The sequence below is a fragment of the Streptomyces sp. NBC_01446 genome, assembly GCF_026340095.1.
Lineage (GTDB): Bacteria > Actinomycetota > Actinomycetes > Streptomycetales > Streptomycetaceae > Streptomyces > Streptomyces aureus.
The window spans coordinates 5,330,941-5,342,865 of the sequence record NZ_JAPEPO010000001.1 but is presented as its reverse complement, the minus strand read 5'-3'; the positions used below and the strand labels follow the sequence as shown (position 1 = coordinate 5,342,865).

At 69.5% G+C, this 11,925-nt stretch carries 9 protein-coding genes and 1 pseudogene; 7 read left to right on the top strand and 3 right to left on the bottom strand.

Translation table 11 applies throughout. The annotated features are described in order from the left end of the window. Nucleotides 1-52: 52 nt before the first annotated feature. Entirely contained in the window at nucleotides 53-538 is a 486-nt protein-coding gene (locus OG456_RS23920) for a ribose-5-phosphate isomerase (RefSeq protein ID WP_266564232.1), read from the bottom strand. A 174-nt stretch (nucleotides 539-712) separates the two neighbouring features. Here OG456_RS23920 and OG456_RS23915 point away from each other — a divergent pair, with 174 nt between their 5' ends. Together OG456_RS23915 and OG456_RS23910 are read left to right on the top strand one after the other, a co-directional pair. Beyond that, nucleotides 713-2,176, top strand: coding sequence for an amino acid permease (locus OG456_RS23915; RefSeq protein ID WP_266564230.1), 1,464 nt, complete (start codon nucleotides 713-715; stop codon nucleotides 2,174-2,176). A 78-nt stretch (nucleotides 2,177-2,254) separates the two neighbouring features. Beyond that, nucleotides 2,255-3,595 carry an FAD-binding oxidoreductase gene (locus OG456_RS23910; RefSeq protein ID WP_266564228.1) on the top strand — a complete coding sequence of 447 codons (1,341 nt, stop codon included), beginning with the start codon at nucleotides 2,255-2,257 and terminating at the stop codon, nucleotides 3,593-3,595. Nucleotides 3,596-3,613: 18 nt separating this feature from the next. Here the strand turns inward: OG456_RS23910 and OG456_RS23905 are convergent, their stop codons facing one another. After that, the gene (locus OG456_RS23905) at nucleotides 3,614-4,192 is read right to left on the bottom strand and encodes a biotin transporter BioY (protein ID WP_266564226.1); all 579 of its coding nucleotides are present in this window, start codon (nucleotides 4,190-4,192) and stop codon (nucleotides 3,614-3,616) included. A 265-nt stretch (nucleotides 4,193-4,457) separates the two neighbouring features. Between OG456_RS23905 and OG456_RS23900 the strand changes: the two genes are divergently transcribed. From OG456_RS23900 to OG456_RS23885, 4 genes and pseudogenes are all read left to right on the top strand, one after another. Further along, complete coding sequence (locus tag OG456_RS23900) at nucleotides 4,458-5,846, top strand: amino acid permease (RefSeq protein ID WP_266564224.1); 1,389 nt, start codon at nucleotides 4,458-4,460, stop codon at nucleotides 5,844-5,846. Between the two features lie 115 nt (nucleotides 5,847-5,961). Then, nucleotides 5,962-7,386, top strand: a complete 1,425-nt coding sequence (locus tag OG456_RS23895) for an amino acid permease (protein WP_266564216.1) — start codon at nucleotides 5,962-5,964, stop codon at nucleotides 7,384-7,386. A 367-nt stretch (nucleotides 7,387-7,753) separates the two neighbouring features. Then, nucleotides 7,754-8,132: pseudogene (locus tag OG456_RS23890) on the top strand (superoxide dismutase); the annotation flags it as partial. A gap of 132 nt (nucleotides 8,133-8,264) precedes the next feature. Continuing rightward, complete coding sequence (locus OG456_RS23885) at nucleotides 8,265-8,474, top strand: hypothetical protein (RefSeq protein ID WP_266564214.1); 210 nt, start codon at nucleotides 8,265-8,267, stop codon at nucleotides 8,472-8,474. Here the strand turns inward: OG456_RS23885 and OG456_RS23880 are convergent. Next, nucleotides 8,471-9,103 carry a DsbA family protein gene (locus OG456_RS23880; RefSeq protein ID WP_266564212.1) on the bottom strand — a complete coding sequence of 211 codons (633 nt, stop codon included), beginning with the start codon at nucleotides 9,101-9,103 and terminating at the stop codon, nucleotides 8,471-8,473. The genes OG456_RS23885 and OG456_RS23880 overlap by 4 nt on opposite strands. A 153-nt stretch (nucleotides 9,104-9,256) precedes the next feature. On the opposite strand from OG456_RS23880, the gene pepN reads away from it, so the two are divergent. After that, on the top strand, nucleotides 9,257-11,839 hold the full coding sequence (gene pepN, locus OG456_RS23875; protein ID WP_266564210.1) for an aminopeptidase N: 2,583 nt from the start codon (nucleotides 9,257-9,259) through the stop codon (nucleotides 11,837-11,839). Nucleotides 11,840-11,925 lie beyond the last annotated feature (86 nt).

The following is an 11,925-nucleotide window of genomic DNA, read 5'->3' as shown; positions in this document are numbered from 1 at the left end:
TCTCCCCCAGACTCCGTCCGGGGGCCCCAAGGGGCTGGATCGAGGGGCTGAATCAGTCCTGCGGGTGGTGGGCCGGGATCGGGGGGAGGTCGCCCGTCTCCTCGTAGCGCGACAGCATGTCGATGCGTCGCGTGTGACGCTCCTCGCCCGAGTACGGGGTGGAGAGGAAGATCTCGACGAACTTCGTCGCCTCTTCCTGCGTGTGCATGCGGCCGCCGATGGAGACCACGTTCGCGTCGTTGTGCTCACGGCCCAGCGCAGCGGTCTGCTCGCTCCAGGCCAGGGCCGCACGGACGCCCTTCACCTTGTTCGCGGCGATCTGCTCGCCGTTGCCGGAGCCGCCGATCACGATGCCGAGGGCGTCCGGGTCCGCCGCCGTGCGCTCCGCGGCGCGGAGGCAGAACGGAGGGTAGTCGTCCTGGGCGTCATAGATGTGGGGCCCGCAGTCGACGGGCTCGTGGCCGTGGGCCTTGAGCCATTCGACGAGGTGGTTCTTGAGTTCGTAGCCGGCATGATCCGAGCCGAGGTACACGCGCATGGGTCCGAGTGTGGCACGTCCCACCCGGGCACGGCGCGGTCGGGTCGTTGTCGCCGTTCGTTTACGCGCAAACGTCTCGGAGTCGAAAATCACGATACGGAGTCAGGTCTTCCGTCCGGTACGTCCCTGGGTTTGAATGCGTGGGCTCGTGACCCGAGACTTAAGGATTCGTCCATGACCTCGCAACCCTCCCTTGCGAAGGCCGACCAGGCGCCCCACAATCCTGGAGATTCACAGCCCGACAACGGCCAGACCGGAAATAACGGTCCCGACGGGCTGAAGGCCGGACTCAAGAACCGGCACCTGTCGATGATCGCCATCGGCGGTGTGATCGGTGCCGGCCTCTTCGTCGGCTCCGGCTCGGGCATCGCCAAGGCCGGACCCGCCATCCTCATCTCGTACGCCCTCGTCGGCCTCATGGTCGTCATGGTGATGCGGATGCTCGGCGAGATGGCTGCCGCACGGCCCTCGTCCGGCTCCTTCTCCGCCTACGCCGACCAGGCGCTCGGCCGCTGGGCCGGTTTCTCCATCGGCTGGCTGTACTGGTTCTTCTGGGTCGTCGTGCTCGCGGTCGAGGCCACCGCCGGTGCCGTGATCCTCAACGGCTGGATACCGGCCGTGCCGCAGTGGGGCTGGGCCCTGATCGTGATGGTCGTCCTGACCGCGACGAACCTGGCCTCGGTCGCCTCGTACGGCGAGTTCGAGTTCTGGTTCGCCGGGATCAAGGTCGTCGCGATCGGCGCGTTCGTGATCATCGGCCTGCTCGCCGTGTTCGGTGTGCTGCCGGGTTCGGACAACCCGGGTGCAGGGTTCTCGCACCTGACGGACGCGGGCGGGTTCATGCCCCACGGCGCCGGGTCGATCCTCACCGGCGTCCTGATGGTCGTCTTCTCCTTCATGGGCAGCGAGATCGTCACGCTGGCCGCCGGCGAGTCCGAGGACCCGCAGCGTGCCGTCACCAAGGCCACGAACAGCGTGATCTGGCGTATCGGCGTCTTCTACCTCGGCTCGATCTTCGTCGTCCTGACGCTGCTGCCGTGGAACGACAAGTCGATCGCCAAGGACGGCTCGTACGTCGCGGCCCTGAACTCGATCGGCATCCCCCACGCCGGTCAGGTCATGAACGTCATCGTGCTGACGGCCGTGCTGTCCTGCCTGAACTCCGGGCTCTACACCGCTTCCCGCATGGCGTTCTCGCTCGGCCAGCGCGGTGACGCGCCCAAGGCGTTCGCCAAGACGAGCAAGAACGGTGTGCCGCAGGCCGCGATCCTCGGATCCGTCGTCTTCGGCTTCGTCGCCGTCTGGTTCAACTACCAGTGGCCGGACACCGTCTTCAACTTCCTGCTGAACTCCTCCGGCGCCGTCGCCCTCTTCGTCTGGCTCGTCATCTGCTTCACGCAGCTGAAGATGCGCGGAATGATCCTGCGCGAGCAGCCCGAGAAGCTCGTCGTGAAGATGTGGCTCTTCCCCTATCTGACGTGGGCCACGATCGCGATGATCTCGTTCGTGCTCGTCTACATGCTCACCGACGACGCGGGCCGCGAGCAGGTCGTCCTGTCGCTGCTCGTGGCGGCCCTGGTGGTCGGGTTCGCGCTGGTGCGTGAGCAGGTGCAGAAGCGGAAGAAGGTCTCCGCCTGACCCGTCCGGGCATTCCCGGAAAGGTCTCAGCGGAAAAGCTGACGGCGGGTGTCAGGTAATGCGGGCAGAGTCTGCCGCATGAACTCCGACGACATCCGTACACAGCAGCTCGTCCTGCGGCCCGGCGACGCCGGGTACGACGAGGAACTGGCCGGCTTCCAGACCGGTTTCGCCCAGCGGCCCGACGTCATCTACGCGGCAGCCTCCGCCGATGACGTCGAGGCCGCTGTCGCGTACGCGGCCGGTGCCGGCCTGCCCGTCGGTGTGCAGGCCACCGGGCACGGGCTGCCCGGAGACTCCGAGGGCGGGGTGCTGATCTCCACGCGGCGCATGGACGAGGTCGTGGTGGACGCGGCGGCGCGCACGGTGCGGGTCTTTGCAGGGACCCGCTGGGGCCAGGTCGTAGAGGCGGCCGCCTCGCACGGGCTCGCCCCGCTGAACGGCTCGGCGCCGGGCGTGGGCGCGGTCTCGTACACGCTGGGCGGCGGACTCGGCATCCTGGCGCGGGAGTTCGGTTACGCGGCCGATCACGTCCGGTCGGTCGACGTCGTCACGGCGGACGCACGCCGCCGCACCGTCTGTGCCGATACCGAGCCGGAGCTCTTCCGCGGCCTGCTCGGCGGCGGCGCGAATCTGGGCGTCGTCACGGGCCTGGAGATCGCTCTGGTGCCGGTGGCGCGGCTGTTCGGGGGCTCGCTCGCCTACGACGGCGCGAAGGCCGACGCGGGGGCCGTGCTGCGGGCGTACACGGACTGGGCGCGGACTGGGCCGGACGCGCTGACGTCGTCCCTCTCGGCCCTCGTCTACCCGGACATCCCCGCGCTCCCGCCGCACCTGCGCGGCCGGTACGTGATCTCCGTACGCGTCGCCTTCACCGGGAGCTCGGACGAGGGCGAGCGGCTCGTGGCACCCCTGCGGGCGGCGCTCGGACCGGCCCTGACGGACAGCCTGCGCGAGATGCCGTACGCCGAGAGCCACACCATCCACAGCGACCCGGACTTCCCGCACGCCTACTACGGGGACAGCGCGGTGCTGCGCGAGCCGGCCGTGGAGGGCGTGTCCGGCCTCCTCGCGCTGTGCGGGCCGGACGCCTCTTCCATGCACGTCGTGCAGGTCAACCACCTGGGCGGGGCCCTGTCGAGGCCCGCCGCGAACTCCGTGCCGTACCGGGAGGCGGGGTGGCTGGTGCGGATCCTGTCGCCGCTGGACGGGACGGACCGTGAGGCCGTCCGCGCTCATCACGCCCTCGCGTTCAAGCAGGTCGAGGAGCAGCGGATGGGCCGCTCCCTGAACTTCGCGTTCGGCGGCGGCGACCGCACGGAGGGGCTGTACGACGCGCGGACGCGGAAGAGGCTCGCCGATGTGAAGGCCGCGTACGACCCGGCGAACCTCTTCCGGAGGAACTACAACGTGCGCTGAGCGCCCGTGGAGCGAGACCTACTTGTTGGCGAACTTCCAGGCGGTGGGCAGCACGCCCATCGCCAGGGCCGCCTTCACGGCGTCGCCGATGAGGAACGGGGTGAGGCCCGCGGCGACCGCCTGCGTGAAGGTCATGCCGGTGGCGGCGGCGAGGTAGGGCACGCCGACCGCGTAGATGATCGCGGAGCCGAGGACCATCGTGCCCGCGGTGCGCAGGACGGAACGGTCGCCGCCGCGCCGGGCGAGCGCGCCCACGACGGTGGAGGCGAGCAGCATGCCGATGACGTAGCCGAAGGAGGCGCCGCTCGCACCGGAGGTGCCCTGCGCGAACCACGGCATGCCGGCCATGCCGACGAGCGCGTACACGGCGAGGGAGAGGAAGCCGCGGCGGGCGCCGAGCGCGGTACCGACGAGGAGCGCGGCGAAGGTCTGCCCGGTGACCGGGACCGGGGAGCCCGGCACGGGCACGGCGATCTGAGCCGCGATGCCGGTGAGGGCGGCGCCGCCGAGCACGAGCGCGATGTCGCGGGTGCGCGAGGCGGGCAGCAGGTCGGCCAGGACCTTGCCGGGGCGGGTGGAGACGGCAGCCGTACTCATCGGGACTCCGCGGGGGTGAGGGCAGGTTGGGACACCGTGACGCTATCCCAGGGGCAGATCCCCGATCACGGTCACTGCTCGACAAAGGGTGACGGCGGGTGTTGGTGGGCTCTTCACAAAGGGCGCCACTCATGCGCGACTTGGCGTGATGCTCATCACTGGGGCCAGAGCCGAAACAGCCCGTTTTGCGCCCGGAGCCGGCCGCCGGGGAGACTGTAGGTTCCTGCCAAACCCGCGCGACCCCCGAAAGCAGTCTGAACCTCCCATGCACGACCAGCTCTCGTCCGAACCCGAACCGCTCGGAGGCGGACTCAAGCAGCGGCATCTGACGATGCTGGGCCTCGGCGGTGTCATCGGGGCGGGGCTCTTCGTCGGCTCGGGCGCCGGTATCGCGGTCGCGGGGCCCGGCATCGTCGTCTCGTACCTGATCGCGGGCACGCTCGCGATGTGCGTGATGCGGATGCTCGGCGAGATGTCGGCCGCGATGCCGGCGTCGGGTTCGTTCTCCGTGCACGCGGAGCGGGCGCTCGGCCGCTGGGCCGGGTTCAGCGTCGGCTGGCTCTACTGGTTCCTGCTCGTCGTCGTCCTCGCCGTGGAGGCGACGGGCGCGGCGCAGATCGCGAACGGCTGGGCGCCGGGCGTGCCCCAGTGGGCGTGGGTGCTGGTGTTCATGCTGGTCTTCACCGGGGCGAACCTGGCGGCCGTGAAGAACTTCGGCGAGTTCGAGTTCTGGTTCGCCGCCCTGAAGGTGTTCGCGATCGTCGCGTTCCTGATCCTCGGCACGCTCGCGGTCTTCGGGCTGCTGCCGACTGCGTCTCATTCTTTTGGGGACCCGGTCGGCTTCACGAACCTCACCGGGCAGGGCGGCTTCCTGCCGCACGGCTGGCAGGGCGTCATCTCCGGTGTGCTCGCCGTCGTGTTCGCGTTCGGCGGCCTGGAGGTCGTGACGATCGCGGCCGCCGAGTCCGACGACCCGGTGCGCGCGGTCTCTCGGGCCGTGCGCAGCGCGGTCTTCCGCATCCTCTTCTTCTACGTCGGCTCGATGCTGGTCATCGTGACGGTGCTGCCGTGGACGGCGCAGAAGGCGGGCATCAGCCCGTACGTCACGGTCCTCGACGCGATCGGGGTGCCGTCCGCGGGCCAGATCATGAACATCGTGGTGTTCGTGGCGCTCCTCTCGGCGCTCAACGCGAACCTCTACGGCTCGTCGCGCATGGTGTTCTCGCTGGCCGAGCGCGGTGAGGCGCCCCGCGCGCTGCTGAAGGTGAGCCGCGGGGGCGTGCCGCGCCGGGCGGTGCTCGCGTCGGTCGCGTTCGGCTTCGTCTCGGTGCTGCTCAATCTGGAGTGGCCGGAATCCGTCTTCCTCTACATGCTCAACTCGGTCGGCGCGGTGCTGCTGTTCGTATGGGCGCTGATCGCGGCGTCGCAGCTGCGGCTGCGGCGGCTCGTCGAACGGGAGGCGCCCGAGCGGCTCGTGCTGCGGATGTGGGGCTTCCCCTGGCTGACGTGGGTGACGCTCGCCGCGATGGCGGCCGTCATCGGGCTGATGCTGACCGACTCCACGGCCCGTCCGCAGCTGTTGTGGTCGACCGGCGCGACCGCGCTCGTCGTGGCCGTCGCGGGAGTGCGGGAGCTGCGCGCGCGGCGTGCCTGAACTTTCACGATGTGTGAGCGTCGTGTCCGTATACCGGTCAGCTGTTCCCTGTACGCGGTGCCGCTGCTCAGACTGTGGGCCTTTCCCCGTCTCAGCTAATGAACAGGGCACATCCATGTCTCGGACGTCCGCGCAGTCGCCGGTCGACGCGCAGCCGATCGATCAGTCGCCGGCCGAGCCGTCGCTGTCGCGCGGTCTCAAGCAGCGCCATCTCTCCATGATCGCGCTCGGCGGTGTGATCGGCGCCGGCCTCTTCGTGGGCTCCGGAACCGCCATCGCGGCCGCCGGCCCGTCGATCATCCTCGCCTACGCGATCTCGGGCGCACTCGTGATGCTCGTGATGCGCATGCTCGGCGAGATGGCCGCCGCGTATCCCGCCTCCGGCTCGTTCTCCGTGCACGCGGAGCGGGGCATCGGCCCGTGGGCCGGGTTCACGGCAGGCTGGTCGTTCTGGTTCCTGCTCTGCGTGGCCGTGGGCCTGGAGGGCATCGGCGCGGCGGGCATCGTGCACGGGTGGCTGCCGGGCGTGCCCGAGTGGGCGCTGGTCGCGCTGTTCATGCTGCTGTTCACCGGCACGAACCTCGCGGCAGTGAAGAACTTCGGCGAGTTCGAGTTCTGGTTCGCGACGCTCAAGGTCGGCGCGATCGTGCTCTTCCTCGTCATCGGCGTGCTGGCGATCCTCGGCGTCCTGCCCGACGTCTCCGCGCCCGGCATGGACAACCTCACGGGCCACGGCGGCTTCATGCCCAACGGCACGGAGGGGCTGATCGTCGGCCTGCTCGCCTCGGTCTTCGCGTACGGCGGTCTGGAGACCGTCACGATCGCCGCGGCCGAGTCCGAGCACCCGGTGCAGGGCGTCGCGAAGGCGGTCCGTACGGCGATGTGGCGCATCGCGCTCTTCTACGTCGGCTCCATGGCCGTCGTCGTGGTCCTGCTGCCGTGGACGGCGAAGGAGATCCCGACCAAGGGCCCGTACGTCGCCACGCTCGACCACCTGGGCATCCCCGGCGCCGGCCAGATCATGAACGTCGTGGTCCTCATCGCCCTGCTGTCCGCCATGAACGCCAACATCTACGGCGCCTCCCGCATGGCCGGCTCGCTGGTCGCCCGCGGCATGGGCCCGAAGGTCATCGGCAAGGTCACCGGAGGCGTGCCGCGCGTCGCGGTGGTGCTCTCCGCCGTCTTCGGCTTCATCTGCGTCCTGCTCAGCTACTGGCGCCCGGACGACGTCTTCGCCTGGCTGCTCAACACCATCGGCGCGATCATCCTCGTCGTCTGGTTCTTCATCGCCTTCTCGCAGCTGATCCTGCGCCGCAAGCTGGAGCGCGAGGCCCCCGAGAAGCTCGTCGTGAAGATGTGGGCGTACCCGTATCTCACGGTCCTGGCGCTCGTCGCGATGGTCGTCATCTTCGTCCTGATGGCCCGCGAGCACGACACGCGCGTGCAGTTGTACTACACGGGCGGCCTGACCGTCGTGCTCGCGATCGTCGGCTACGTACGCCAGAAGGCGGCGGAGTCGCGGGCGGCGGCCGACGCGTAACTCGCTCCCCGCTCACCGAAGGACCCCCGGGCCAGCGCAACTGGCCCGGGGGTCCTTCGCGTTGCGCCACACACTCCTGCTGCTAGCCTGCACTTGCACATCAGTTGCAATAAGCTCTGCAGTACGCAGCCGGAGGGCTCGGACATGGCCAATTACACGCGATCCTCGAACCTGTGCACCTCAACTCACACTCACGAGTGAGCTTGTCGCGACTCACCGCCGCCAGGGGAATCACGCCGCTACTTTGGCAAAAGCGGGTCACCGACCCGCTCGGCGGCCAGGAGGGTCGTCGCTGGACGGACTTGAGCGCCGTCAAACTCACCGGAGCGATCCAGGCGAGAGTCTCGGGCTTCTGGGCCAGAGAAAACTCCGATGGCACAACATGTCCGGTAACGGAGGCACCGAGCCGGAGGACCGTCAGGTTCGTCGGCTCTTTCGCCTGCCACTGGACCGCCAAAGAGAAGTCCCCCGCGACGACGCAGGGCTCCGGCTGGGGCGTCCTCGCGTACGAGCCGGTGAGCGGGCGCCTCGTCGTCGAGCAGATCTACGACCACCAGGACAACGTCGGCCAGGGCTCGGTCCCGATCCTGGTCTTCGACGCGTGGGAGCACGCGTTCTATCTCCAGTACAGGAACCAGAAGGCCGACTTCATCGAGGCCATGTGGCGCGTCGTCGACTGGCAGGACGTCGCCAAGCGGCACGCGGCCGCGAAGGACCGGGCGTTCAACCTGCTGGTCGCCCCCTGAGCTCCTGAAGCGTCCCGCCTCGTGATCGTCTTCTCAACCTTCGCGACGGCGGGCGGAAAGACGGAAGACCCCCGCGAGGACATGACTCGCGGGGGTCTTCCGATCTGCGGGCTTCCGGGGCACCGTGGGCCCATGACGGACCCCTCCAAGCGCTGCCGCAACTGCGACGACGAGCTTCAGCTCTTCCGCCGGCTCAAGCCCGAGGAGCTCAAGTACGTCACTCCCCTGGCCAAGAAGGGCGAGGCGAACAACTTCCGGCGCTGCGCGAACGGCACGTGCCGCAGGGTCCAGCACCACTTCAGGTACTGGGAGGGCTTCACCCTGCCCGAGACGTTCGCCTAGTCGAAGACCGGCCCCTGCGTGCGCGTGCGCTTGATCTCGTAGAAGCCGGGGACCGAGGCGACCAGGAGCGTGCCGTCCCAGAGCCTCGCGGCCTCCTCGCCCTTGGGGGCCGGGGTGACGACGGGGCCGAAGAACGCGATCTGCTCGCCGTCCGCGCCGGGTACGGCGATGACGGGCGTGCCGACGTCCTGGCCGACCTTGTCGATGCCCTCCTTGTGGGAGGCGCGCAGCTCGGCCTCGTACTTCGTGCCGTCCCAGTGGTCGAGGAGGGAGGCGGGCAGGCCGACCTCGTCGAGGGCTGCGGCGACGGCTTCCTTCGTGGGGCCCTCGCCGCCGTTGTGGATGCGCGTGCCGAGCGCGGTGTAGAGGTCGCCGAGCACCTCGGGGCCGTGCTCCTCCTGCGCGGCGATGACGACGCGGACCGGGCCCCAGGCCTTCGTCTCGAGGAGCTCGCGGTACTCGTCGGGCAGGTCGTCGAGCTTGTCCTCGTTCAGGACGGCGAGGCTCATCAGGTGCCAGCTGACCTTGATGTCGCGGACCTTCTCCACTTCGAGGACCCACCGTGAGGTCATCCAGGCCCAGGGGCACAGGGGGTCGAACCAGAAGTCGACGGGGGTCTTCTCGGACATGGTTCTCCTCATGTAATCCGTGGCGTTGACTCTCCTCGCCAACGTCCCGCACTGGCGTCCCATTCCCGGCTGTCCGCAGTCAGGAGCACATGGCAGGATCGGTCCTGTTCGCACCACAAGTGCAGCCAGACGAGTCACAAGGGAGTGCCGCCCGTGCCCGGAGAGAATCTTTCCCGCGACGAGGCCCGCGAGCGGGCGGGCCTGCTGTCCGTCGACGGGTACGAGGTCCAGCTCGATCTGCGCTCCGCGGTCGGCGGGACCGAGGGCGAGGGGCCCAGGACGTTCCGCTCGGTGACCACGATCCGGTTCCGGGCCACCGAGCCCGGCGCCGCCACCTTCGTGGACCTGATCGCGCCGTCCGTGAACGCGGTGACGCTGAACGGCGAGGACCTCGACACGGCGGCCGTCTTCGACGGGTCCCGGATCGCGCTCGACGGCCTGGCCGCGGAGAACGAGCTGGTGGTCGACGCCCAGTGCGCCTACAGCCGCACCGGCGAGGGCATGCACCGCTTCGTCGACCCCGAGGACGGCGAGGTCTATCTCTACACGCAGTACGAGCCCGCCGACTCGCGGCGCGTCTACGCGAACTTCGAGCAGCCCGACCTCAAGGCGCCCTACCGCTTCAGCGTGCAGGCCCCCGACGGCTGGACGGTCTGGTCGAACGGGGTGGGGGAACTCGTCGACGGTGTCTGGAAGTTCGCCGAGACGAAGCCGATCTCGACGTACATCACGGCGATCGTCGCGGGCCCGTACCACTATGTGACGGACTCCTACGAGCGCGTCTTCGAGGACGGTACGAAGCTGGAGATCCCGCTCGGCGCGATGTGCCGCAAGGGGCTCGCGAAGCACTTCGACGCGGACGACCTGTTCCTGGTGACGAAGCAGGGGCTCGACTTCTTCCACGACCACTTCGACTACCCGTACCCCTTCGGGAAGTACGACCAGGCGTTCGTGCCGGAGTACAACCTCGGCGCGATGGAGAACCCGGGCTGTGTCACGTTCCGCGAGGAGTTCATCTTCCGCGGCAAGGTGACGCAGGCGTCGTACGAGCGGCGCGCGAACGTCATCCTGCACGAGATGGCGCACATGTGGTTCGGCGACCTCGTGACCATGCAGTGGTGGGACGACCTGTGGCTCAAGGAGTCCTTCGCGGACTTCATGGGGACGTTCTCGATGGTCGAGGCGACGCGCTTCACCAACGGCTGGATCACCTTCGCCAACAACCGCAAGGCGTGGGCGTACCGTGCCGACCAGCTGCCCTCCACGCACCCGGTCACGGCCGACATCCGCGACCTGGAGGACGCCAAGCTCAACTTCGACGGGATCACGTACGCGAAGGGCGCGAGCGTTCTGAAGCAGCTCGTCGCCTACGTGGGGCGCGAGGCGTTCCTCGAAGGGGCCCGGCGCTACTTCAAGCGGAACGCGTACGGGAACACGCAGCTCGGCGATCTGCTGTCCGTCCTGGAGGAGACCAGCGGCCGCGACATGGCCACCTGGTCGCGCGCGTGGCTGCAGACGGCGGGCGTCAACTCCCTCACCCCGCAGGTGACGTCGAGCGCCGACGGGCACATCACCGAGCTGGCCGTCGTCCAGGAGGCCGCCGAGTCCCACCCCACCCTGCGGCCGCACCGCGTCGCCGTGGGCCTGTACCGGCGCGACGGCGCGGGCGGGGCGCTCGTGCGCTACGCGCGTGCCGAGGTCGACGTGGACGGGGCGCGGACCGTGGTGGACGAGCTGGCCGGCGCCGAGGCGCCCGAGCTGGTCCTCGTCAACGACGACGACCTCACGTACTGCAAGATCCGCTTCGACGAGAACTCGCTGGCCACCCTCCGCGAGCACCTCGGCGACATCACGGACCCGCTGGCGCGCGCCCTGTGCTGGTCGGCGCTGTGGAGCCTGACGCGGGACGGGCTCATGCCCGCGCGTGACTTCATCGGCCTCGTGCTGCGGTTCGCCGGGCGCGAGAGCGACATCGGCGTCCTGCAGATGCTGCACACCTGGGCGAACTCGGCGGTCACGCACTACGCGGCGCCCGAGTGGCGCGCGGAGGGCAGCCGGCAGCTCGCCGAGGGCGCGCTGCGGGAGCTGCGGTTCGCCGAGCCGGCCAGCCAGAACCAGCTGACGTGGGCGCGGTTCTTCGCCTCCGTCGCCTCCGCCGAGGCCGACCTCCAGTTGCTGCGCGGCCTGCTCGAAGGCACCGCGAAGATCGACGGGCTCGATGTCGACCAGGAGCTGCGCTGGTCGTTCGTGAACGCGCTCGCCTCCACGGGCGAGGCCGACGAGTCGGTGATCGACGCGGAGCTGGCGCGTGACGACACCGCGTCGGGCAAGCGGCACCAGGTGCGCTGCCTCGCGGCGCGCCCGTCCGCAGCGGTGAAGGCGCAGGCCTGGGCGCAGGTCGTCGAGTCGGACGCGCTGTCGAACGCGCTGGTCGAGGCGACGATCGCGGGCTTCCAGCAGCCGGCGCAGCGCGAGCTGACCGCGCCGTACGCGGAGCGGTACTTCGCGGCGATCGAGCGCGTCTGGGCGGAGCGGTCCATCCAGATCGGCATGGACGTGGTGAAGGGCCTGTTCCCCTCGCTCCAGGACTCGCAGGGCACGCTCGACGCGACCGACGCGTGGCTGGCGGCGCACGAGGACTCGGCGCCCGCGCTGCGCCGTCTCGTCCTCGAGGCGCGGGACGACCTGGCCCGTGCCCTGCGCGCGCAGGCGTGCGACGCGGCAGCCGGGATGTAGCCCCGGGAGGCGCAACAGGGCTGCTACGGCCGGGAGTTACCGAACGCGGGCACTTCCGGCCGTAACCCGTCGCCCCGCCTGCCCTT